At 38.3% G+C, this 26,241-nt stretch carries 16 protein-coding genes; 6 read left to right on the top strand and 10 right to left on the bottom strand.

The window, feature by feature from the left end:
- The first annotated feature begins 163 nt into the window (after window positions 1-163).
- Window positions 164-1,687: a DUF3360 domain-containing protein gene (locus tag HRT55_RS10045; protein WP_291620915.1), complete on the top strand. Its 1,524-nt coding sequence runs from the start codon at window positions 164-166 to the stop codon at window positions 1,685-1,687.
- Window positions 1,688-1,822: 135 nt separating this feature from the next.
- On the opposite strand, the gene HRT55_RS10040 is transcribed toward HRT55_RS10045, so the two are convergent.
- Both HRT55_RS10040 and HRT55_RS10035 read right to left on the bottom strand, forming a co-directional pair.
- A complete protein-coding gene (locus tag HRT55_RS10040) occupies window positions 1,823-2,425 on the bottom strand; it encodes a hemerythrin domain-containing protein (protein WP_291620914.1) in 603 nt (200 codons plus the stop codon).
- Between the two features lie 315 nt (window positions 2,426-2,740).
- A complete protein-coding gene (locus tag HRT55_RS10035; protein WP_291621314.1) occupies window positions 2,741-5,638 on the bottom strand; it encodes a pitrilysin family protein in 2,898 nt (965 codons plus the stop codon).
- A 487-nt stretch (window positions 5,639-6,125) separates the two neighbouring features.
- Between HRT55_RS10035 and HRT55_RS10030 the strand changes: the two genes are divergently transcribed.
- Window positions 6,126-6,278 (top strand): hypothetical protein, encoded by a 153-nt coding sequence (locus HRT55_RS10030; protein ID WP_291620913.1) that lies wholly within the window; start codon window positions 6,126-6,128, stop codon window positions 6,276-6,278.
- 160 nt (window positions 6,279-6,438) lie between these two features.
- Here the strand turns inward: HRT55_RS10030 and HRT55_RS10025 are convergent, their stop codons facing one another.
- Window positions 6,439-7,932 (bottom strand): ATP-binding cassette domain-containing protein, encoded by a 1,494-nt coding sequence (locus HRT55_RS10025; RefSeq protein WP_291620912.1) that lies wholly within the window; start codon window positions 7,930-7,932, stop codon window positions 6,439-6,441.
- 513 nt (window positions 7,933-8,445) lie between these two features.
- On the bottom strand, window positions 8,446-9,114 hold the full coding sequence (locus HRT55_RS10020; RefSeq protein WP_291620911.1) for an OmpA family protein: 669 nt from the start codon (window positions 9,112-9,114) through the stop codon (window positions 8,446-8,448).
- Window positions 9,115-9,865: 751 nt separating this feature from the next.
- On the opposite strand from HRT55_RS10020, the gene HRT55_RS10015 reads away from it, so the two are divergent.
- Both HRT55_RS10015 and HRT55_RS10010 read left to right on the top strand, forming a co-directional pair.
- Window positions 9,866-11,149 (top strand): lytic murein transglycosylase, encoded by a 1,284-nt coding sequence (locus HRT55_RS10015; RefSeq protein WP_291620910.1) that lies wholly within the window; start codon window positions 9,866-9,868, stop codon window positions 11,147-11,149.
- Window positions 11,150-11,491: 342 nt separating this feature from the next.
- Window positions 11,492-12,259, top strand: coding sequence for a hypothetical protein (locus HRT55_RS10010; RefSeq protein ID WP_291620909.1), 768 nt, complete (start codon window positions 11,492-11,494; stop codon window positions 12,257-12,259).
- A 141-nt stretch (window positions 12,260-12,400) separates the two neighbouring features.
- Here HRT55_RS10010 and HRT55_RS10005 read toward each other — a convergent pair whose 3' ends face one another.
- The 4 genes from HRT55_RS10005 to HRT55_RS09990 form a co-directional block, all read right to left on the bottom strand.
- A complete protein-coding gene (locus HRT55_RS10005; protein ID WP_291620908.1) occupies window positions 12,401-12,883 on the bottom strand; it encodes an FKBP-type peptidyl-prolyl cis-trans isomerase in 483 nt (160 codons plus the stop codon).
- A 228-nt stretch (window positions 12,884-13,111) separates the two neighbouring features.
- Complete coding sequence (locus HRT55_RS10000) at window positions 13,112-13,471, bottom strand: hypothetical protein (RefSeq protein WP_291620907.1); 360 nt, start codon at window positions 13,469-13,471, stop codon at window positions 13,112-13,114.
- A gap of 527 nt (window positions 13,472-13,998) precedes the next feature.
- Complete coding sequence (locus HRT55_RS09995) at window positions 13,999-14,349, bottom strand: hypothetical protein (RefSeq protein WP_291620906.1); 351 nt, start codon at window positions 14,347-14,349, stop codon at window positions 13,999-14,001.
- Between the two features lie 245 nt (window positions 14,350-14,594).
- Entirely contained in the window at window positions 14,595-15,599 is a 1,005-nt protein-coding gene (locus HRT55_RS09990) for a hypothetical protein (protein WP_291620905.1), read from the bottom strand.
- Between the two features lie 685 nt (window positions 15,600-16,284).
- Between HRT55_RS09990 and HRT55_RS09985 the strand changes: the two genes are divergently transcribed.
- Together HRT55_RS09985 and HRT55_RS09980 are read left to right on the top strand one after the other, a co-directional pair.
- Window positions 16,285-17,637, top strand: coding sequence for a sodium:alanine symporter family protein (locus HRT55_RS09985; RefSeq protein WP_291620904.1), 1,353 nt, complete (start codon window positions 16,285-16,287; stop codon window positions 17,635-17,637).
- 331 nt (window positions 17,638-17,968) lie between these two features.
- On the top strand, window positions 17,969-23,362 hold the full coding sequence (locus tag HRT55_RS09980; RefSeq protein ID WP_291620903.1) for a PKD domain-containing protein: 5,394 nt from the start codon (window positions 17,969-17,971) through the stop codon (window positions 23,360-23,362).
- A gap of 561 nt (window positions 23,363-23,923) precedes the next feature.
- Here the strand turns inward: HRT55_RS09980 and HRT55_RS09975 are convergent.
- The gene (locus HRT55_RS09975; protein WP_291620902.1) at window positions 23,924-25,003 is read right to left on the bottom strand and encodes a hypothetical protein; all 1,080 of its coding nucleotides are present in this window, start codon (window positions 25,001-25,003) and stop codon (window positions 23,924-23,926) included.
- A gap of 179 nt (window positions 25,004-25,182) precedes the next feature.
- Window positions 25,183-26,157 (bottom strand): MBL fold metallo-hydrolase, encoded by a 975-nt coding sequence (locus HRT55_RS09970; protein ID WP_291620901.1) that lies wholly within the window; start codon window positions 26,155-26,157, stop codon window positions 25,183-25,185.
- Between the last annotated feature and the right edge of the window lie 84 nt (window positions 26,158-26,241).

Here is a 26,241-nt window from a genome sequence, read left to right as displayed (position 1 = left end):
AAGCTCGTTTTTTAGACACCTACATGAGTGTTCTACGACTAATTGCCTATTCTTACCCGGCTTTGTTGTTAGTGATACATGCTACATTAAAATCAAATAGACACAGCCAACATGACACCACTAAAAGACATAATACTTTTAAGCGAGTGAGTAAGGATAAATAATGAGCAATACATCTGAATCAGTAGATGAGCAAAAGGATGAGCCTCAAAGAAATAGCGATGGACTAAATGGCGAAGGTCAAAGTTACCAGCAAAAACACAAGCCAAGTTCAGCATTTAATACTCGTGAAGAATATCTAGAACACGAATTGCAAATAATGGCGCCAAAACGCTGGCGACCTAATTTACCTTTTAGAGATTATAGATTTGAGCTAGAAGATACGATACCTGCCATGGCAGCGACTATTGGTAAAGTGGTTATGGTAGGCGCAATAGCAGCAACCTTCGCTTCGTCTCTTGGTCTTGATGAAAGCTTTATCTTAGAAAATGTCCGCTATGAATTACTCATTGTTTCCCTTTTTATCATTCTTTTTTCTGGCTTTTTATTGCCCACGGCGAACCTAGCAGGTACTCATGGCCCGCTTATTCCGCTCATTCCTATTGTGGTTGCTGCTGGCGGTCACCCAATGGCGCTTGGACTACTCATTGGCATCTTTGGCTTTATTTTAGCCATAACCAAAGGCGGTAGCATGCTGGCGAACCTTACCAGTAAAGGCGTTTGTGGAGGTTTATTACTGTACCTTGGCTTTGTCGGTACCATTTCACAGGTAGATAAACTGTTCACTTGGGCAAATGACATAGGCATGTCACATATTGCCTTTGTCGTTATTTTTTGCACGATAATCTTATATGCATTACTTGAACATTGGCGTAAACGTTGGTTAGCAGTGCCACTTAGTTGTTTACTAGGCGGCACACTCGCCTTTGCGATGGGCGCACCTTTTGAATTTCATACCGGGCCTGGCTTACCTAACATGAGTCCAATGTATTGGTGGGGCGAAAATACCGGTTGGATGCTTGGTTTACCTACCCTAGAAAGTTTTGTCGTGGTACTGCCTTTCGCTATTTTAGCCGTAGCAATGTGGTCTCCTGATTTTTTAGGTCATCAAGTATTTCAAAAGATTAACTACCCTGAACGTACTGAAAAAGTACACATGAATATCGACGATACCATGACCAGTGCCTCTATTCGCCAAACTGTCGGTTCACTACTCGGTGGCGCTAACTTTACCTCGTCTTGGGGAACTTATATCGTACCCGCAGCTATCGCTAAAAGGCCTATCCCCGCTGGCGCTCTACTCACTGCGCTGTTTTGTATCATCGCGGCGCTTTGGGGTTATCCTATGGATCTCGCTATATGGCAACCTGTGCTTTGTGTCGCCTTAGTGGTGGGAGTATTTATTCCCTTGCTTGAAGCAGGTATGGAAATGACTAGGGAAGGTAAAACAACACAATCAGCAGCCATTGTGGTCTTTTCCTCTGCCCTGGTTAACCCAGCTTTTGGTTGGGCGTTGACTATGCTGCTCGACAACCTTGGCTTGGTTGGCTGTAAAGAGCGTAGTGCGGGATTAACTAAAATGAGTCGCTGGATTATTCCGAGTGTTATGTTTGTGGTGTTAACTGGGGTCATGGCAGCGGTAGGTATGTTACCTGGTATTCCGGCATTAATTCCAAGCTTGGATTAATAATGAGAAGCTAACAGCCTTTTTTTAATAATCATTTGTTAATAACCCTTTATTAATAACAAAGGCAAATATTAAGGCCAAAATAAGGGGGTAGTTACTGTCTTAGTAACTCCCTCTAGTTTCCACTTTAAGTAATTAAGCCGATAATAAAAATATCGGAATAATCACTTCTTCTTCATCATGCAGGTGCCTTTGCAATATTCGCTGCAAGTATAAGATATTATCGGTCAATACCTTTACCTGCTGTTTATCAATAACATCTCCTTGGTTCAGAGTCATAACCATGCTCATTACCCTAGTACTTAGGTCATCTAATGCTAAATCTAAAGACTGATGATCCTTATCCAGCAGATCGATGCCCTTACTAAGCTGCGGCATAATTTTCCTAAACTGAGGAAAATAAACCTGATCTTCAATCCGGTGATGGTTATGCGCCCTATCGACTAAATACTGTGCTGCAGATAAGGGATCTTTCAAGTGCTGCCAATTAAAGACAAGCTGAGAACTATCGAGCAATACTTGCAATGACTGCTTAAGATAAGCCGCTGTCGCCAATAGATCGCCATGATATTGAATAAAAAAAGACGCTTTGCCGCCATAGCGAGCATGTTGCGACCATTGATCTCTTTCTAGCGGTAATAGCAGATCTTTAATTACAGCAGGTAAGCCTTTACGTTGCTCTACTTGCCATGCTTGTTCTACTTTCCGCTGTTGCTCGATAACTGTTGCAATGTCCATAACAACCCCTTGTTGACTATTAATTACTGAAGATTAATTACCAGTCAGTATACGAGCTTAAAATACAGCAATATATATACACAATCGAACAACACTGTTTCATAAACAACACTAATCACAGCTCCAGAAAGGGCGAATTCCTACTTACTGTTTCGACTTAATTAGGGTCAGAGTTAATTTAACTTTATTTTACTATGTCCCCATTTATTAGCCTTTATTAAAAACAAAAACACCACGGCAAGCGTGGTGTTTTATTAAGGTAGGTTCGCTGCTAAGTTATGGCAGCGACTTATTTAAAAGTATTATTTAAAAACCCTATTTAAAAACTTTGTCTACCGCAATAACTTCAACATTTTCCGCTGGCAGCGTTAACTGATAGCTTTCGATAATTTTATCGGTAGCTAAAAGCTCTGCAGGTTTTTCACTGTTATAGGTTAACGGTGATACTTGCTCAGACAACAGACGTTTTTTCATGTCTTTACCGTCGCTTGAGATGAAAACATAATGAATATCATCAGTTTGTAAGTTCTCTTTAATAACACGATTAACATCGGCTAACGATAGTTTGGCAAACTCACCACGTACATACTTAACGAACTCTTCGGTTTGATAAAACTCACTATCAAGTGCATAACCTAACTGCTGGTCTTGGCTAGCCACTAATTGCGGCGCATAGTTAGTTAAATAATTACGTGTCGCCTGAAAGTCTTTATCGCTCATGCCATTTTCGATCAGTTTGTCCAACTCATATAAAGCTGCACGTGTAGCGAAATGCGCATCATTATTTGAACGTAAAGGACGTAACCAAACTTGGAAAATTTGGCTTGAACGGCCTAAGTTTGCGTCAGGCTTAGTTTGGTACATACCACGCGGGAAATATTCAATATAAGAATAATCACCATAGTTCATACCACGGGCTTGACGTATTTGTTGATACAAGTAGCTGTTAGAACTACGATGTTCACCAAAGTATGAACGCACTAACCAAAGCGCTGCCCAGTCTTTGTCACTGCGAAGAGTATCGATTGGGAAACCAAAAGATACTGCCGTTGATTGCGCATTCTTTTCTATTATTGTCGCATGATGACCTTTTAAAACCGGCGCTTTGGCAATAGTTAGACGCTTTTCATCACCAACAGGCAATGCTGTTAAGTCAGACATTAACTGTGCTTTTAAAGCACTCGGCATAGCGCCAGTAATGCCTAAGTTTAATTTAGCTTGAGTAAGTTGAGTGTTGTAGAAAGCTTTAACATCTTCAATAGTGATTGTTGCTAAGTCAGACAAATCACCACTATTATAGTTTTCATAAACATGGCCCTGATAAAGTTGGCTATAAAGCACCTCTTTACCTAACTCTTCATCATTAGAAGATTTAAGGCCTGATTTAATACCATCAATTAACTCTTTTTTCAGACGTTTAAAGTCATCTTCACGCCAGCCCGGATTCAATAATTGATCACTGATCAATTGATACCACTGCGTCGCATTGTCTTTGTGAACACGACCAGTAAATGACATCATTTCTTTATCAAGCTGAGACGAAAACTGTCCTGCTAAAGGATATAAACCTTTCTGAATGTCTTTATAGCTACGCGTTTGTGAACCACCTTGGGTTAACATGCGCGCGGTTAATGCCGCCACACCTTTCTTACCTACTGGATCTGCTGCAGCACCGGTATAAAATAGGAAATTAACATCAATCAACGGCGAATCATTGGTCTTATCTAATACTGAAAACAGCGGAGCACTAGGGTGAGCCTTTTCCATTTCGATTTTTGCCACTGCGCCGTTTAGGTCAACTTCTTGGTCAAAGCCAGCAATTTTATCTAATGCTGATAAAGTCACTGTTGTGCGGTTTGTATCAATGAAGTATTGATTAGCGATGTCTTTAATATCTTGTGCCGAAATATTGTCAAAACTGTTATACAGGTGGTTAATCGTTTCTGGATCACGATCAAAGTGCATATAACCAGCAAGTGTAGAAGCGATAGACTCTGAAGAATCTAAGCCATTAACAAAACTGTATTTTAAATTAGATTTTAAGTTATCAAGCTTTTCCACAGAAACTAGCTCGGTACGTGCTTGTACGTAGGTACGGTTTACTGCATCACGGACAATGGCTAAATCTTTTTCTTCATTCACTTTGATAAATACGTGACGTAAACCAGCATCTTTTGTTTCAGGGTTGTAGTTAAACATTTGGCTCGCCAACTGCTTATCTACCACTAGTTCTTGATACAAAGCTGAATTATTTGAAAAATACAATTCAGAGATTAAATCTAAAGCGGCGCGATCTTTTTTCTTCGGTTGCCAATCAGAGCCTTTATAAGAAACTAATAACCAATGGCCGGGTAAGCCATCAAATTTTTCATGAACATATTTCGCGGCTTCTTGTTTTGGCTCTGGCGCGATTTCATTAACAAAATCACCTTTTTTCCAACTGCCCCAATGCTTTTCTACCATCGCCATTGTCGCTTCTGGCTCAACATCGCCAACAATCACTAAAGAAACATATTCTGGCTTATAAAACTGTGCGAAGAACTTTTCGCCATAAGCAATTTGGTTAGGCATTGCTTCGACATCTTCAAAGAAACCCATGGTGGTATGTTTATAGGTATGAGTATCAAATGCTTCTTTGCGCACAGCAGCTAATAGCTTGCGAATTGGGCTAGCATTGTTTTTTAAGTATTCGCCTTTTACCGTTAATGCTTCAGTTTTAAATTGTGCATCGGTATATTTAAGGTTTTTAAAGTGATCCGCTTGAATTTCTAATACTTTATCTAAATGTGCTTTAGAAAAATCTAAGTGATAATTGGTGTAATCATTAGTGGTGTAAGCACCATTATCAACACCGGCATTTTTAAATAAATCTGAATAAACATCTTGTGGGAATTTCTCAGAGCCTTTAAACATCATATGTTCAAAGAAATGTGCAAAGCCGGTTCTACCCGCTTCATCTTCATCTCGAGAGCCTACTGACACAGGAATTTGTACTGAGACAAGATCTGGATAATCCGTTTTCACCACTAATACCCGTAAACCATTCGCTAATTCTTTGAATAAGTATTTTTGACTGAAGACTTTATTGGCACTATTTTCAGCTGCCGCGCTATTGCTAGCGCCAGCGGCAGAACTTGTACCGTCAGTGGTTGCCATACAGGCGGATAACGCTAAACTTGCAGCTATCACCGCTGCCAAATATTTCTTTTTCATATTATGTTTCATCTTAGCTTCCATCATTGTTCCCTATATTTTATCGCTGTATTTTATGTAACTTTGCAAAGTTTTTCATTAGTTTTGCGAGTTAAAGCTACGACACTATGTGACATTGCGTAACAAATTAGTTACACAGACGTTACCTGCCGTTAAGCTTGTGGTAAAAATCACCCTCAAGCAACGGCGACCATGCTCGTTTGGCTGTCATAGCCACCGCGAAAAAAAGTTAAGAAAATAGTATTACTTTTAAACTGTCATCGACCCCTTTATTTCTGAGCATTTTATTTACTCTTTAGCCCTATTACAGCCAAATAAACTCAGGTTGGCGCAAATGGCATAGTGGTTGTCACTCCTTGCAAAGTAACATCCGTAATACTTAGGTATCATTTACTCACTCACTGCAGTGCTTCAATGACATTTAACAACAAGTCACCACATATATGAAGATGTTTGACTGGTAACTCTTAATAAAACAAGGATAACGATGATGAACAATAAAGACATTAGCCAAGTAGCACTATTTAAAGGCGCTAACTCGCATAAAGAAGAAAATAAAAATAGAAGTAAAACTATGATCCAATCTTATAAAGAACAAAAGTTAAGCGTAAAGAGCCAAAGTGATTTCACCCGACGATAACTGGCTGAGTTTTATTGCATAGCAATTTAAAAGGGCGAACTCCATCGCCCTGCCTTGCTTGGAGTAGTAATGCTATGTTTGTCGTCGCCGAAACCTATCAATAGTTAACTCTGCCCCATTTATTACGTTTATTTATTTCTATATATTTGAACAGAACTCGTTACTTTTTGGTTGTCTTAGCAATGTAGCCTAGAGGGTTTCCACCGTCACTTTCTATTGTTTCATCACTGCTTTGAATTACAAATTCAAGCTCATGAGTGATACATTTAAGCTGATCTCTTAGATCATGACTGACAAATACAAGGTGGGTTTTACTGTTTGCCGCAATATAGTCCATTAACGCTAAAACTTTCTCACGGTTATGATTGTCTAAGCCTTGGCATGGCTCATCTAAAATCAAAATCATCGGTAATTTCACCACTGCGCGGGCAATTAATACTAAACGCTGTTCACCGTATGAAAGTTGATTAAAGTAAGTATTTTCATGCTGCTCTAGCCCTAGTAAAACTAACCATTGACGAGCAATAATTACTTGCTGTCGGCTCGGGCTATCATATAAACCAATGCTATCGTAAAAACCTGAGAGTACCACTTTGATTAACGTTGTTGATACCCGGTAATCTCGATGTAATTGTGCGCTCACTAAGCCGTAATGACGCTTTATATCCCAAATAGATTCACCACTGCCACGCTTTACACCAAATAAATGAATATCTTTGCCGTAAGCTTTTGCACTATCGCCAGAAATCATTGCTAATAGGGTTGATTTACCACAGCCATTTGGCCCAATAATGCGCCAATGTTGACCTAGCTCAAACTGCCAGTTGAGTGCGTTGAATATTGGTTTTTGCTCAAAACTTACTGAAACATTATTAACCGACACCAAGGTTTTGTTTTTCCCCAGGCTATCGTAAGTTAAACAGTCGGGTAAATGGTGTGGCAGACTATAATGACTTTCATTAAGTTGCTGCCATTGTTCAGTAGCAATAACGTCCTTTCGTTTACCTGAAAGTACTATTTTACCCTTTTGCATGTAGACCAGGTTTTCAATACTACTGGGTAGGCTTTGATGATAAAAATCAAATAAAATAATACTAACACCTTGCGCCACCAACGAATTAAGCACGCTACTTAAATGTGCCTGCGAGCCAATATCTAACCCTGCATAAGGTTCATCTAGTAACATTACTTGCGGTTTCAACATTAACGCTCGTGCCATTAATACCTTTCGTGTTTCACCGGTAGATAATATTTTAAAGGGTTTTTCAAGCAACTTTTCAATAGCTAATAGCGCAACTATTTCGTCTAAGTCACTTTGTAAGAAAGGATTGTCATCAATAACTATTTCGCGCGCGGTACGGCCATTATCTACCGCTCCTTCCATATAATCACTGCGATCATTCAGACGGTCTTGCGCTAAGGTTTGCGCTTCTAATTCAAAGCTTAAGGTAGTGAATTTTTCAGTTAAAGTAACACTGCCTTGATAATTCGTTATCTGCCCTGCCAATATTTGCGCTAAGACAGATTTACCACTGGCGTTATCGCCTAGTACAAGCAGTGACTCACCTTTTTCTAAAGATAATTGCTCAATGGATAACGATGACTCATTTGGTGATTTACTCGGTGAATAATTCGGTAATGAGTTCGGTGACATATTCGGTGATTTGCTAGATAGCTGAAAGTGTAATTGCTCAATAGATAACATGGGAGGTAGCAAAGTGAAGTGTGGATGTTTAATTATACTAATGTTGCTTATTTAAAAGCTACGATCAAAATATTATTAGTTATATTTAACTGAGGCTTGGCGTCTTTTTCTATTTTGCATCGTGGTGGCCACTACAATTATCTGCAATCGCGAGTGATAAGCTCAAAATCATGGAGTTTATTTCCTTGCTTGGCATCGCAGTGGCGATCACATCCAAGGAACGACGTACCGCCGTACCTTCAGCGCCCTCGATTTAAAGGTTCGATAACACTTGAATGAACTAAGAAAACATTTATTAACCGCTCAGAGATATTCCAGGAGATGAATATAAAAAAGAAAGAGTGAGGCTGTCTCACTCTTTCTTCTGGGTGGCGTCGCCGCGGCTTATTACTAAAATTCAATTAAGCCAGAAGTCAAAAATTAACATTTAAAATTGTATCGTTGTTAATTTTTCGCTACTTTTTATGACTCAATAATAGGTAATAATGTAATTTCAACACGACGATTAATCTCGCGCCCACCAGCTGTATTATTGTTTGCTACAGGTTGATCTTCGCCAAAGCCTATTATCTCAAAACGATCACTAAGAATTTTTTCTCTACGTAGGAATTGAGCTACAGAATTTGCACGGTCTTCAGATAACCTTTGGTTATGCTGAGCAGAACCACTAGAGTCTGTATGGCCAGCAACTACAATGACGGTTTGGTTATATTCTTCAAGTACTAAAGCAACTGAACTTAACACCTCAGTAAAGTTGCTATTAATGTTAGCGCTGTTTGTAGCAAAGATAATATTGCCCGGCATGATCAGGTTGATTTTGTCACCCTCACGCTGAATACTTACGCCACTATCTCGTAGTTGCTTGCGTAATTTCGCTTCTTGAGCGTCCATATAAAAGCCAATACCACCGCCGATAGCCGCGCCACCTGCTCCTGCGGCCAGAATACGTTTATTACGTGTATTGCTGTCTTCATCTTTATTAGCAATATAAGCGACAACAGCAGCTAAGCTGGCACCCGTAGCTGCTCCGATAGCAATTTTGGTCGTTTTACTTTCACCTGTGTAGGGGTCAAATGTTGTACAGCCTTGTAACAACAATATAGCTGAAGCGGTGATGATCAATTTTTTCATGGAGGTTTCCTGTATTAGCCTTATAGTGACTTCGAAGAAGCTATGGCTATTAATAAATTACTTTAAGAGGTTATTGCGACTACTGCTTTTTTAATATGAATTAAAAACATAAAAAAAACCGATTAGGGGTCGGGTTTGAATATTTTACGAAAACGTAAAAATCTAAAACTTAAATAATTTTATACTTAATATGTATGAGGTTCAAGTTCCCTTAAACAATCACTAGAATAACGTGTTGTAATATATATAATTCAAGCTATTTAGCTTGTCCAACCATATCAAGTGAACACCTATTTTTTATGAAGTAATAACCAGTGTGCAACGCCATTGTTTGGAGTTTTCATTTTCTGCTTAGCATCGCGATGGCGACCATATAAAATGGGCGTTACAGACCATTTATATAAAGATCGGTTTTGGAATTCCCATGCCACTCGAACAGCTAAAATGAAAGTAAAATCTTGGCTGAACTATGAAAGTACATGTTATTTTTAATTAAAACGATGATTTAATCATTGTTATCAATGTAAAATTTAGCCATGGTATTACTTCTTATACCATTTGGATTAATTAAGGTTCCATAATTCAATGAGAATAAATTTTCAAGAACAAGGCGCTTGATTGAGCAATAGCTGGCTATTGGGATTGAAAGCAACGATGTTATTGGAACTTTAGGCCATTTGAAAATGATCACTTAGTTAGTGCAATTGGTATTATATTTTCAATTTCAGTGTTAGCCAAGGAATGCTCATTTATGCACTCGTCAAAGCCATTTATTAATCAGATACTAAATCTTTTTAATAGTAAAAAATTAATCATCATCTGCTCACTTTTCCCTATACTTGCTAATGCAACAATTGCAGATCAAGATTTTCTTCAATGCAAAGTTAATTTAGTTGAACGCGCTGAAACCGCCGGGTTTTCTTCCTATATAACTCAAACGGTTATTGATAATATTTCCCCTATTGAGCAAGTGATTGCTTTAGATAAAAAACAACCGGAATTTAGCCAAACTTTTGAGCAATATATTAAGGCAAGGGTTACTGCTTACCATGTTCGAGTAGGTAAGGAAAAATTAAAACAACACAAAAAGCTATTTGACTCATTAGAAAAAAAATACGGTATTCCCCGCCAATATTTAGTGTCTTTTTGGGGCTTAGAAACCGTTTTTGGCAAACACAAAGGTAAAATATCGGTACTTGATGCCTTAGCAACGTTAGCCTGTGATCAACGCCGTAGTGAGTTTTTTACTCAAGAATTATTAAACTTGTTCAGCTTAATTGAAACAGAAAAAGTTTCTATTGAGCAACTAAAGGGCTCTTGGGCCGGTGCAATGGGGCATATGCAATTTATGCCTTCAGCGTTATTAAAATATGCGGTTGATGGTGATAATAATGGCAAAGTGGATGTTTGGAACAGTGAGGTTGATGCATTAACAACGGCGGCTAATTACTTAAGTAAAATCGGTTGGCAAGCCAAAGAGCGCTGGGGCAGAGAAGTTAAATTACCAGATAACTTTGCCTTCGATAAAGTAGCTTTTGATCAATATTACCCACTTAGTTATTTTCAGCAGTTAGGCGTTCAAAAAACTAACAATCAACCATTACCTGTTTATGATATTCAAGCTGAGCTTTATCTACCTTCCGGCCATCAAGGGCCAGCATTTTTACTTTACCCTAATTTCAATGTGATCATGACCTGGAATTTGTCGAAAAGCTATGCGCTATCAGTAGGCTTATTGGCCAATAAATTAGTTGGCGCTAAAGACATTGAGTTTTTTCAAAAAGAGCAAACTAAGGTGAAACCTTATAGTGTTGCTGAAATGAAAAACTTACAAAGCCAGCTTAATTCGTTAGCATTTGAACCCGGTGAGCCCGATGGCATATGGGGGCCTAAAAGCAGACATGCCATTCGCTTATTTCAGCTACAACATCAACTGATTGCCGATGGATATCCAAATAAAGAAGTTTTTTTAACAATGAAGTTAGTGATGAGTAAAGTTGAGCCTATTACGCCCAGTACCAATCAAGAGAGTTAATGAGAAAGTTGCTTGATGCCTGAATAAGTCACTGCCATAGCGCTATGTTATATCGATATTTTGGCGCTAACGCCAAGGCTTGGTGTTTACTTTCCTACTTAAAGTCGCAGTGACGACAGCACCCAGGGGCGACTACACGAAAAGGGGAACGACCGCTGCCCTTAGACCCCTGAGACGTCCTACTCAGTGAAAACATATATCATCAACTTTGTGTTTACAGTCAAAACCTGCCGCTAAGTTCAGAATATAAGTCGTCCATGAAAACCGGCTGTCATCGACACTTCGAAAAATCATTTAAACTTACTCTGCCCCATTTATTTGATGCCTAAGCTGAAACTGCAATTGAGCGTAAATAAAGCACCACTCACCGAGAATCAATTGGAACCCCGCAGATACCCTTTACTATCTGATTGCATTGTAACCGCCAAGGAAAAGGAAAACATGCTGCATAAACTGTCAAAAACATTTGTATCAACTGTTGCTTTATCGACCATAATTCTCTCACTAGTAACTGCGCAAGCCAATGCGTCCGAAGGCAAATCATCCAAAGATAGTGCCCCCGAAACCATCACCATAAACGCTACCAACAAAGCACCGCTATTCGATGGTCGTTGTGACAAAGACGAATGGCAATCAGCAATAAAATTCGAATTACCTGCAAAAACTGCCGTTTATCTAATGCATGATGACCACTCATTATACGTATGCGCCAAAGGCAAAGCCGAAGATTATGCTGTCATTGATATTTATATAGAGAACGCTAAAACGGGTTATCTACATAACCTTCATGCCTCAGCTCAATTGGGAGAACGAGTATTCAACGGCAAGGAATGGAGTAGATCTGACCGTTGGAATCTAAAGGATTGGAGTGGCTTTTGGGTACCTTATGCGGGCAGAGTAGAATCAGAGGATGGCTTGAAACCCAAATTCTTGAAGGGTTCTCATAGGGAAATGCAAATTCTTCGAAAGAAATTTATTGGTGATACTTGGAATATAATGATTAGCGTAAGCGGCATTTATCACAATGAGGACTCTACGACATTCACTTATCCCGAAAAGGCAGTAGATACAGATACATCGACTTGGGCTAAGTTTTCTTTTTCTAAATGATAGCTGTGAATATAAAACTTGAAGGTTTATGGATTAATTAAAGCCGAGTTAAAACAGAATTAAAGGGTCTGTGACAATAACAATTAATTATCATTATTAACTGTCACTGACCCATTTATTACTTATTACTTGATTTAGTGCCTAATCCTGACAACGTGCATCAACAAGTGTGATTTGTGAGATAAGTACGCTATTGGGCGCAACTGATCCTGGTGAACCTCTGCTGCCATAGGCTAAATGGGGCGGTATATAAAGCTCCCAAGTTTCACCAACCTTCATCATAGGTACACCTTCACGCCATCCTTTAACCATTTTAGCTAGCTGAAACTTACTGGGGTTACCGCGTTGGTAACTACTGTCGATAATTCGTTTCGATCTAGCTGACAACATTTTATAGTGCACTGTAACTTTATAATCAGCGTCAGGTTTACAACCAGTACTATGTTCTAAAATTTTGTACTGCAACCCCGAGTCAGTGACTACCACTCCCTCTCGTTTAAGGTTCATTTTTAACCAGTGCGCATTGATTTCTTCAGGGCTATACACGCTACTAGAATTGTTTGAACTCCCGCAAGAAAACATCAAGAAACAAGCAGAACTGACCAACAAAGTGCGTATTAACATCTTTTTACTCTCGACTAATAAATAGGGTGTTTTGTGATTTAGTAAATTTAACATGGCGTCTGGAAAAGTTATTTTTCAATTCGTTATGACTAATAGGAAAGCTGATTTTATAGCTAAGTTCCTTTAAAGTCATGATATTAAAATCATAACTTTAAAGTAAGCAATACATCTTCCCCTGCACACTATTATTTTAATTGGATAACCATGCGCCTATTTATTGATGAATCATCAGATGGTCACTAATTTTAACGCTGTTGAACGGGCAGTTAATGGTGGAACATCCAATGATTTAGCAATAGCTTCTTGGTTTTTATAACGGTCAAAGTCGACTTTAGTAATGTCTAATTGTTGTAAATAGGCTTTAAAAGCCGCAAAATCTTCTCGGCCAAACTCAACATTTGAGTTTGTCATTAATCCATCAATATAAGCTTTATCGCCATTAATATTTATATTTGCGATACCAGAATAAGGCTGCCCATATTCCTCTACGCGTATCGCTCGAACAGCTTTAATTTCAAAAATCCAATTATCAATTTTAATGCAACGAGTTGCTGTTTTCTGGAGAGAAGTAGAAATATTCTTAGACATGTAAATTACCTTTTTTGATGTTAAGCCTTTTATTCTGTGAATGTCGATAGCAACTCAAGCAACTTTCATAATAAATAGCTCTTAATTTATATTTTACCTTTGTTGGTTTGGTTAGCACAAAACACACCATAGTGGTAATAAGCTGTTTTTAAACTATTTTCAGCAGACGTTGAAAGAAAACGATGGTAATACTGTCGCCACCCGACAACAGATGAAAAGATAACGTGGCTATTTGGATCTAAATTATTAGTGAATAGCGTTATAAATTCTTAGAAAACAACGAGTAGATATTTTTTGGTAGATGAGAGTTATGTCGCTTTTAGGCGACAGTGAAATTATAATTTAATTTGAGTTCAACGTGTAATTGAGCTGGTAAGATAATTCATCCGAAAACAACTCCAGCCTTTTCATTACCTTAGTACTTAAGGGGTTATTTAGAGCCCGGCTCCCTGCTTGGCGTCGGATGACGACTGCACGAAAGGGGAACTTTCGAGCCCCTTTTCAATCCCCAAAGCGCCGCTCAATTATTACAGAGGATAGGCGACAACCCAAGCAGAGCTCTCATCACCTTGTCTATCAAATTTATATTTAACAGAAGAAAAACCACAGACTTTTACCAGACCATTAAAATCGAACGGTTGTTTTACTCCTGCTTTTGATTCCATGAATGCAGCATCGCTTGGTATAATAATTTTCTCATGTTCGGCTGAAATTACAAATGCGGCTTCAGCCAATATAAGATCATTATTATGAAGCTTGATAACCTCAGCATTGCCTAAACTGTTGCCATCTAAATCTCTAAACTCAAACTCTTCTGGATGATTAATTTCAATAACATCACCGTCATTAAGTTGATATGTAATTAACATGTTTACCATTGTTCATTCTCCCAATTTAATTTGTTTTTTTAGTGGCTTAGAGGGCTTTACCTAATAAGCTAATCTGATGACAGAATACATTAAAATAACAAACTATTATTGATATGAACACACCTAAAGTCAGATACTTTTGTTTATAAAGACTTAGTCATCACAGTTGGAGAAGCTGAAGTTAGAATAAAAATTAACAGTAGGTGCATAGTTAATTAGCCCAGTTAATTAGCCCAGTTAATTAGCCCAGTTAATTAAAATCCTACTTCGATGAGTTCTGCATTAAAGGCGGCTACATCACAATCTTCACTAAGGCTACAGTGTTGAGTATAAAATTCTATCGCCAAATCATAACCTTTTAATGCTGCTATTTTTGACCACTCTAATGCTTGGTTTATTTTATTGCTGTCAAGATACAAACGAGCTAAATTAAGTTGGCCTTGAACATAACCTTTATTGGCAGATTCCAAGAAAAATCTTTCGGCATCTTCTAAACTTTCTTTATTATCAGCATCTAACATAAAAGATAAACCGATTCTATTTTCACGATAACCTTCTACCTTCCTATTAACACCGATGTTGGTTGTCAGAACTATGGTGCCAAACAACTTTAAGTTTTTCGGACGTAGCACCAATAATACCGTATCGTTTTGATAGAAGTTAATCAGTTGTTCGCGGGTAAATACATGATGTTTTTTATTGAAATACTTGGCATCTATGACCTTGGCACCTCGTATGTCACTTGCTAAGGAGGACTCGTTTTCAAAAAGAAAGCGTGAAAATACCAAAGAAACAGTGTTAGGAGTAAGGCTGACCACCTTGCCCAAGACATACTTTTTATTGGGTGGTATTTTATCGTTAATACTCTTTTGATTAATATAATAAAAATCATTAACTTTAGGGCTTTCAATATATTCTTTACTGAGTAAATTGTCCTGATATTTATCATACTGCCAATAAGACAACGCCAGTAAAATCAGAATAACGCCAGTATACATGGGGACCAAGGCATATAATTTGAATAGTTTTTTACTAAGTATTTTATAGGCAGACGATGAAAGTGAGTCGACATCAAAAGAGCTATCACAATGGTTACAGACGATATTGATGGATTTTTTAACCGGGACAAAGGGGATGACTTCTAAAAAAAAATACAAATAAGTCAGTTTTCCAATAACATTATGCTGCTTAGAACCACAAGACTGGCATGTTAAGTGATCAATAGTGATCTTTTTAAATTCAATTTGTTTATATTCCACAGGAGTAACCTTGTAATTTACCAACCAATAGTATTGATTAGCTGGATTTTATCTATATAAATTGATTGTATCATCAGAGACAGAGCCAGATGTAAAAAATCCACGCACGAGGTGGCGAATTGACCCCTTGTTAGAACAGCCTAATTATAAAATTAAAGTGCAGGTATTATTAGCAAAGATTGAAGTCACTTTAAGAAAGCCACAAAGCATTCCATTAAGCCGTCAAGCTGAACTCTTTATTGTGCAAGCTTTGACAATAAATGGGGTCAGATACTGAGGGTTCCCCAATAATTACCACCAAGTTATTATCGGTGGCAGAATAAGATTCTGCGACGCCCTACTCAGCAGAACATTCAACCTTTAATTTCAACTAGCGTAAACCACTATTCCTGCCACTAAGATCAGAATATAAGTCGTCCATGAATAGTGGCAGTCTTCGTCATCAGCGCCTTTACTTGAAAAAGCCTCAACAACAGTTGAGAGAATTAAAGAATACGTTTACTAGCCGCTCTGGGGGAATCCAAAGGCAGGGAATAAAGAGTGGAGACAGTCTCACTCTTCCTTTTGGCTGTCACTGCGACAAATAATCTAATTTTTCTGAGTTAATAACTGTAAATTTTTTTTAACCTAGAATATAGTGTTAGCTGATTTATCAATACGTTGTCACATTTAAAAAAAGGTTAAAATGGAAGATATATTAGTTACTTTAGTTAACTTTGCCTGGGGACTTCCCATGGTTTTGTTACTTGTCGGCGGTGGTGCCTATTTTGTTATTCACTCTAGACTAGCTCCCTATAAAAGACTTGCACATGCTATTAGCATCATTAGTGGCAAGTATGACAATGAAAAGAATACCAAAGGAGATATTAGTCACTTTCAAGCGTTAATTGTCGCGCTGTCAGGAACGCTAGGTCTTGGAAATATTGCCGGGGTAGCTGTCGCCATTACCATGGGTGGACCAGGAGCAATATTTTGGATGTGGTTGACGGCAATCGTTGGTATTGCAACCAAATTTTATACCGCATCTTTAGCTGTTATGTATCGAGGTGAGGACCGTAGTGGTAAATTACAGGGCGGGCCAATGTATGTGATTAGAGAAGGCTTAGATAAAAAATGGCTGCCCCTCGCTTGGTTGTTTTGCATCGGCTGTATATTTGGTGCCTTGCCTCTTTTTCAAATAAACCAATTAGTGCAAATATTAAGAGATGTTATTGCCATCCCCTATGGGTTAGCGGAAACAGACAATCACTTCACTTTCGATCTGTTAGTTGGCCTGGCATTATTTATGATGATTTCTTGGATTGTCATGGGGAAATTAACACGAATTGCCGCAGTAGCCACTAAAGTTGTTCCTATAATGGTCATAGGTTATTTTATAATGACATTAGTGCTACTGGTGATGAACTACCATAAAATACCGGAAACATTTATGCTTATTTTTTCAGGTGCATTTAATCCAGGATCTGCTGCCGGAGGACTTATAGGTACTGTTATTATTATCGGAGTTCAACGAGGTGCTTTTTCTAACGAAGCGGGTATAGGCACTGAATCTTTAGCCCATGGAGCAGCTAAAACCAACGAACCCATTCGAGAAGGATTTGTTGCTTCATTTGGCCCCATTGTTGATACGTTAATTGTCTGCACATGTACTGCTTTAGCGGTATTAGTTACCGGTGCATGGCAAACAGATCATCAAGGCGTTGGCATGACGGTTTATGCCTTTGAGCAAACATTTCCAAACGTAGGCAGCTATCTGTTAATGGTAATGGTGTTTTTTCTCAGTACTAGCACTGTGTTAACTTTTTGGTATTACGGCAGTAAATGTAGTGAGTTTTTGTTTGGTAAAACATTTGAAAAGGTTTATAAGCAGTTTTACCTGATACTTATTATCGTAGGCGCTGTAGCATCCTTGTCTATGGTGATAAATTTCATCACCTTCATGTATGCTTTAATGGCAATTCCCACCATGATATCAACATTATTACTTTCCTCAAAGGTAAGAAAAGCTACACAAAAATATATAAAAGATTACTTATAAATGATGAGAATTCCCAAGGGGCTACGTACCGCAGTGCCTCCCCTTTGGAACCCCAGTGGCGCCCTATTGAGCAGTGCGTTTACTCCCCCTTATCTTTTGGGTGCCACCGCCACAACCTACTAAAATCCAGTCAAATGTTATTAGACGAGCCAAGTAATTAACAGTGGGTGTCCTAGTTATACTCTAGTTATAACTTTTTACTTGGGTTGAAAAGGATTTTAATGTAAAGGTGATAAAGAAGCTTGAGGAAAGCTAACTAACTAGATAATATAGATTTTATAGATTTTATAATAAAAACGAATAAAACTTATCAACTTAAATGGATTTAATCATGTCGCTAATTAAACTTTTAATTACTTGTATCTTATTGTCTGTACTGACAGCTTGTGGGGGAGACTCCGAGACTAGTAATGAAAAACCTACACCAACTCCCGCACCAGCCCCAACACCAGAGCCAACACCAGAACCAACACCAGAGCCAACCATTTTCACGGGTAAGATCATTGACTCGCCAATTGCAAATTTAAGCTATGAAACCAGCTCAGGCCAAAATGGTAAAACATCTATAACAGGCGAGTTTAGTTATGAAGAAGGCGATACCGTAACCTTCAAAATAGGCTCAATAGAGTTTCCAAGTGTTCAAGCTGACACGATTATCACCCCGTTTGAATTATTTGATACACGCGACATAACCTATCAACCACTGGTAAATTTTTTACGTTTGATGCAATCACTCGATGATGACGGTGACTTCTCAGAAAGTATAACACTTGCGCAAGATCAAATAGATGCACTTAATACCATAAACCTTTCAATTAATGATTTCGATTTATCGGACAGTAAGTTTTCCGCCATCACAAAATTATCACTGGTATCACGACTGTCAGCCCAAGTTCACTTTAGCCAGATACTGGCCGCTGCAAATGATATAGATAGCGATGAAGATGGCATCATGAATATGGTAGATCTCGACAATGACAATGATGGCCTCAATAATGATGAGGACGCCTTCCCGTGGGATGCCCTCGAACAATACGATTTTGATAACGATGGCCAAGGAGATAACAGCGATACCGATGACGATAATGACGGCATTAGTGACGAAGATGACTCAAACAACCAATTAATTAACATTATTGGCTACAAAGACCAGGTTCAAGACGACAATATTACGGTTATTGGTGAATTAAAGTTAATCGTTTTAACCAATAAAAATAATAATTCGTTGACCTTGTTAGATATAGAAACAGGTAACGAATTATCGGTTATCACCTTCGATTATATGCCTGAAAAAGTTGTTTATTCTTCACGGAGCCAAAGGATATATGTATCCCTTTTGCACCAAGAACATAGCTCTTATTGGTGGAACGACGAGCAAACCGGTTCTATTGCCGTAATAGACGCCAATACTTTTGAAAAATTATCAGTGCTTTCTTTACAAATAGACCCTTTTGATTTTGTCATTACTAACAATGAAAAAATTATTGTCTCGCCGGGATCTGGCCAATGGGGGGCTGTTCATGCTTATGATTTATCAACCGGACAACTGTTAGCGTCTGTATCCTCAGTTTATCAAGGTTCTAAACTTATTTATGACGAAAAAAGACAAATTGTTTACGCGTTTGAAGGCGGTTCTATTCGCAAGTTTGACGTTACAGGAGTATCAATTAGTCAACTTTCAAATGCTTATTATAATTGGGATTACAGTAATGACTATTGGTTAAGTCCTGATGGTGCCAACCTGATCACATCTTCTGGCGCTATGTATAGCACCCTGGACTTTCAATTAGTTCGTGAATTAGTAGACTTTTCTCAACATATTACCCATATAATTTATGACGAGATAGAAAATATTGTCAACCTTGTGTTACTCGATGGTTCCGTAAGTATTTTAAATTTGACAACATATGAAGTTATTAATGAAATATCAGTTATCGGCAACGTTCTATTTACCTACTCAGAAAAAAATCATGCGTATTATATAACGACAGTAGACAATGAGCTTGTGGTGGTTAAAAAATATCATCCGTGTTTCAATTGTGGTAGTAACGTAAAACCTGTTGCTAGCTTCGTTTATTCGCCAATAAATGGCGATACTAGTGAAGAATATACCTTTGACGCATCAGAGAGTTCTGATAAACAAGACGGCAGTGAATTAAAGTATCGCTGGGATGTTGATAACGACAACACTTGGGATAGCCACTTTCTTTCTTCAAGTGAGTTTAAATATAAATATAGCGTTGCTGGCGAAAAGTATGTTCGATTACAAGTAAAAGATTCTGGCGGCCTAACCCATATACTAATTAAATCGTTTGATGTTGCTCAAGGCATTGATGATGGGATAATTATCTCAGATCCGGCACCGTACACTTTGGATTTTGCTACAACTGATACTGCTACAGACAAACTAAATGGCTACAGCTACATAACAGATAAACAAGCAAAACGTTTATATGTTGTTAATTTGGCCACAGGTGAAGCAGAGAAATACTTTGAATTTGACTACATGCCTGAAAGTCTTTATTTGCAAAAAGATACTAACCTTTTATACATAGCTTTACTTTCACAAGAGCATAACTCTTATTTACAAGAGGAAAATCAAAGCGGTTATATCTCAACACTTGATACTGAAAAACAAAGCATTATCAATACCTTCGAAATTAATACCGACCCATACGATATTGTTGTCACCAAAAGCAATAAATTAATTATCAGTTCAGGCTCCGGCCAATGGACAAATATCTATGCCTACAATGCTGAAAATGGTGAGGTTTTGGGATCTACTGGCATTCGACAGCAATCAAAAATTTCATTGCACCCTGACGAAGAGTGGCTATTTGCAGCAAATACTGACTTATCACCTTCTGATGTTGAAAAATACGATATCAGCGTAGAAGGCATTCAATCACTTTCAGATTCGCCCTATCATGGTGACCATCGTTTCTATGGCAACGTGTGGCTAACACCTGATGGCAATTATATAGTTACTCGCGGTGGCGACTTATTTAAAGCCAGCGATATGACCTACGTTGCCAGTCTAAGTGACAACGGAGAGACGTTCGAGGACGTTATTTTTGACCAAGAAAACAATCTGTTATTTGCTTTAACAAGTAATGAAACAATTGCCTATTTTAATACCTTAAGTTACGAAAAAATCGCGCAACTGCAAAATGCTAAAGAGGTCAATAAATTAGCTCTTTTTGACAATATACTTTATGCCTTTGGCGAAAACATCCAGTTATTAACTTGGGATCATCCTTGTCCTACTTGCGGCGATAACATAGTGCCAGTGTCATCATTTGAAGTTAGTCCATTAGATGGCGATACCACAGATACTTTTATAACAGATGCCAGTGCTTCAACAGATATCGAAGATTCATTAGACGCTTTGCAATTTAGATGGGATTTTAATAACGATAACCAATGGGATACCAGTTATTCGTCAGAAATCAGTGCTGAAACAAAATATATATTGTCCGGTGAAAAAACCATTCGATTGCAAGTTAAAGACTCGCTAGGTGGTTCACATATCAGCGAACATACATTCCATGTCGCGCAAGGTATAGATGACGGTATAGATGTTACTGACAGCATAGCCTATCAGCTAGATTACACCATATCAGATCTAGTCAGCGATCAAACACTTGGCCTGCAATTCATCATAGATAAAAATGATAAAAAACTCTATATTCTTGATTTAGTCACCGGTGAAACACTTAAATATTTCAATTTTATCTATGCACCTGACCGCCTCTATCTGCAAAAAGACACAGGGCGACTTTATGTCACTCTGTTAGAAAAAGAGCACAACGAATATCAATGGCAAGAGTCTGCACGCGGTTTTGTTGCCGTGTTCAATGTTGACAACAAAACAAGAATAGATACCTTGGAAATTAATACTTCTCCATATGACATAGTGGCAACTTCCGATGGAAAGCTACTTATTTCATCTGGGACATATCAAGGTGATTTTATTGTTTATGATACAAACACTGGCACTCAGCTGGTTAACCCAAATATAAGCAGGGAAACAACTTTAACTTTATCCGAGGATGAGCAATATTTATTTACTCAACAAGATAATTACTCATACATCTATAAATATAGTATTAGTAGCTCTACGATAAGTTACCTTTCCAATACTTTGGAATCTGAGTATGGTAATAGTAAATCGGCCTTATGGTTAAGCCCAGATGGTAAATACATCATCTCATTATCTGGCAAGGTTTATTTAGCACACGACATGAGTCTTGTTGTTAATCTCGGTGAAAATATCGGATATTTTCGTGACATCATTATTGACCAGGCGCAAAAGCTACTCTTTATTTTGACCACCGAGGGCGATATTCATTATTACAATATGACCTCATTTGAAAAAGTAGGCACTATCGCTGCAAGCTCTTCTGCGCAATGGCTTTCAATGTATAATAATGAGCTGCTTGTCGCAACGAGCAACGAGCTTATGATTCGTTACACTCATCCATGCCTAACGTGTGGCTCTAATACTGCGCCGATAGCTGAGTTTACTTCAACACCAGAAATGCCGGATACCAGCGATACTATCACCTTTGAAGCGAGTGATAGCCTAGATGCAGAAGACCTACTATCTCAATTACAATTTAAGTGGGATTTTGAAAATGACGGCGAATGGGACACCAGCTACTCAAGCTCTACATCAGCAGAGAAAAAATATACCGTTGCTGGTACTTATACGGCTGTACTACAGGTAAAAGATAGTGGCGGACTAATACATAAAAGTGTTCAACAACTTACCGTAACACAAGGGACTGACTTTGGCGTTGAAGTAACAAACAGTGAAGCCTTTACCCTAGATTTTTCGATAACTGATTTAGCGGTGGATGCAGAAAATGGCTTAGTCTACTTTAGCGATAAAGGTGCTAAAAGGCTTTATCAATTCAACTTAGCAACAGGTAAAACTGAACGATATTTTGAATTTGATTTTGCACCTGAAAGTATTTTCTTTAACGCTACTTCTAAAACGTTATTCATTGCCCATTTAGTGCAAGAACATAGTTCGTATTATTGGGAGGAAGATCAAGAAGGTTATATTAGCTTGCTTGATGCTACACAAAAAGCGATCACCAAAACCTATAAAATTAATACTGACCCTTATGATCTTGTGGCAACCAGTCAAGATAAACTCATTGTAACGTCGGGCTCAGGTCAGTGGACAGATATCTTTGTCTACCAAGCCAGTACCGGTGAAAAGTTGGGCAGCTGGGGGATTAGGCAAGCATCAAAGTTAGCAATTCACCCAAATGAAAACTACGTTTATGCGGCGGATACCGATTCATCTCCTTCTGATATTGAAAAGTTTGATATCAGCGGTACAGCAATCACCTCATTAGGAGACTCTCCTTATCATGGTGACTATAGAATGAACGGCAATATATGGCTAAATCCTGATGGCGAGTACTTAATAACCCGAGGCGGTGACTTATTCTATTCCTCAGATATGACCTTCGTCAATAACATATCTACAGTAGGGAATTTAATCAAAAAAGTCACTTTTGATGCCACAAATAATAAAATGTATACCATTGAAAGTGATGGCATGGTTAAAAAATATGAAACAGAAAGTTTTACCCTAGAGTCTACGGATAGCTCTTTAACCAATCCGTCGTCATTATTTTTCTATAATGAACAGCTCTACATTATTTCAAATAGCGGGATCAGTGTAATCCTCAATAAATTGTCACTCTAAGGTTACCAATAGCCCATAAACTAAGGCGGCCGATGCCGCCTTTTTTTATCTAAATTTAAGTACACGTTTAAGTGTTTACACAACCATTTCAGAGCACAACCAAAGGGGGCTAACATCAGCGCTCTGTTATGTTTGGTGCTTCCAACCTAAACTTGGAGTTTGATTCTCTGCTTGGCAGAACAGTGGCGAACACACCAAGGGGTGACGTACCTTGGAACCCCTGCGATGCCCTACTCAGTGAAAGCATAAATCATCAACTTTGTGTTTACAGTCAATACCTGCCGATATTCGTCCATGAAAATCGGCAGTCTTCGCCATCAGGAGCATATTGTCCTGATGTGCCTTCATTACTGTTACGTCGAAGATATTGTGCTGAATGTAGGATTACCTTTGATGCCGCAGCGCCGAGGGATTCCAGAGGGCTTATTTTAGGTATAACGCGTTTAGCCCCCCTTCTCTTTTGGGTGTCGTCGCCACCGCGACAAATCATTGAAATTTACTCTAACACCATTTATTTTAGACGAACTAAGTAATTAACAGTGGGTGTCCTAGTTAATTACTTTAATGAATCTGATAATTAGTGCCGGCTTCATTTAACGCTTGATAAAAGTCTTCAATATGACAGGCTTCTTCTAATTGACAGATCACCCGATACTTTTCTATTGCTGGCTGATAACCTTGCAAAGCGGCCTGAAATAGCCATTGAGCCGCCTTTTCAACATCACCACTTCCTTCAATGTCGGTGAAAGTTAAGTAGAGTTCAGCCAAGTTGGTTTGTCCTGGTGCATAGCCTAATTCTGCCGATTGTTTCAATAAGTTAAAAGCTTGCTCAATGCCATCTTGAATATAACTTGCTTTAAGGAAAGCCACCCCTTGGGTATTTTCGCGCTTGCCAGGGATATAGTGCCATTCTTCTTTATCAACTGTAGTGTTAGTCACAGCGATGCCATCAATCATATAAACCGCTCTATTTCTACCGATCGAAAAAAGCTCTGGCCGCACTACTCGATAGATAAAACCTTGTTCAAACAAGCTATCTAATTCCGCATAAGAAAAATTATGCCGTTGTTTTTCGAAATAATGAACATTTGTACTGTGGCCAAAGCTCACACCATTGCTCAAAGAATGTTTTAGTGAATAAAAGTAATTACCATAAGTAAGAGATACTGTGCCCCCCGTAATATCTACAATTTTCGCAAGTCGATATTTGTGCTGTGGACGTCGATCTCCTGAAGTTTCTCGATAGTCTAAATAATAAAAATCGTTAATTTTAGGTGCTTCGATATACGCTTGGCTCTGACGGTGTTTTTTTTGTTCTTCCGAAAAGTAATAACTCAGCAGTAGGATGATAATAATGCTGCCAGTAAAAGTACTAAGCAAGCGTAGCTTGTTGAAAAATGCCAAACTGAAATCAGAAAAAATTAGCTTTCGGTCCGAGGTGTTATTAGTAACCTCTGCACGGTTTTGACATTGTAAACATTCGACTCGTGTATCTCGCTTGACCGGAAAAATAGGCAAGTACTCAAAAAAATAAAAACTATAAGTGATCACTGAATTGACACGATGTTGTTGGCTACCGCAACAAGGACAAAGTAATTTGTCCGTTATGCCTAAACTCACGATCGACTCACGATAATCCATTATCAAAACCTATTGTTAATTAGTATTTTTTTATTGCTGCTATTTTTATAACATTCGTTTATAAAACAGACAATCACTTTGTACTAATGATTTCGTAGTTCAATCTTAACTAATCAACTATGACACCATGATAATTAAAAGTTAGCACAAGTTATCTAGGTGGTCTAATCATTTACTTATCAAAAAAATAGGCCAACAATGCTACCGATAAGTTTTGGGAGAAAGCCCAGTGGCTCAACAATCAATCCTTCTAAAGCAACTTTATCTGGCTCATCTAATTCACTCATTGCTGTATTCAACGCAACTAAATCTGCTGTTGTTAAAACTAAAGAAGCTTCTTGCGGTTGGTATGTCGTTCCTATTTCATAATATTCACCAGCACTGCTTTTCATTTCAATATGTGAGCCTAAGATGGCGCTAACAGTATTTTCATTAGTAAATGCGGTTAAACGGCTGATACTAGCTTTGTAATCGTGCCAGTCTTTAATGTAAACATAACCGGGGTAAAATGTATCACCGGTAAGTAACCACTTGGTTTGCTCATCGTAAATTGAAACTGCTTCTTCTTGATGACCTGGGGTTGGAATAATAGTAATGCTACGACCACCAAGCTCGAGTGTAGTCGGCTTATTTGGCCAGTCCTCAAAGGCAAAAAAGTCGTTAATACCATCAGCACTTGCTGGCACCAGGGTGACCTTTTCTTGGTCGATAAACTGGGCATCACCGCCATAGTGATCACTATGACTATGAGTGTGTATTACTAGTATCTCACGCTCAACACCCTGCTCTTTTTCGTTATGTTTCTTTTGCAAAGCCAACACAGTTTTATACACAGAAAGCTCTTCAACATCATCTGTTGCTCCGGTATCAATAACCAGTATTTTTTCATCCCCCACCAATACATAAATAAAAGGGGCCTCAAAAGTCAGACACTTACTCTGGCGTAAAATATAACTTGAATCATTATATTGAAACACCTCAATGGCAGGGTCTGTAATAGTATTACAGTCCTGTGAGCCATGAATCCATTGCTTTTGTGTTAGTGAAGAAAGTAAGTTTTCTGAAGCCACATTAGTGGTGTTTTTTTGTTCACTCGCCTCTACTACGGTGGTAAAAACAGTTAACAATAGGGTAAATAATAAAGTGTTTTTCATAAGTGTCCTTGTCGATGTATAGCGGTATTCAAGCGGTTTAATACCTGAATAATTGCACTATTTAATTACGATGCTTACCCTTAT

The sequence above is a fragment of the Colwellia sp. genome (assembly GCF_013214175.1).
Lineage (GTDB): Bacteria > Pseudomonadota > Gammaproteobacteria > Enterobacterales > Alteromonadaceae > Colwellia.
The sequence above is the reverse complement of the archived record's forward strand: the minus strand, read 5'-3'. Positions and strand labels throughout refer to the sequence as shown.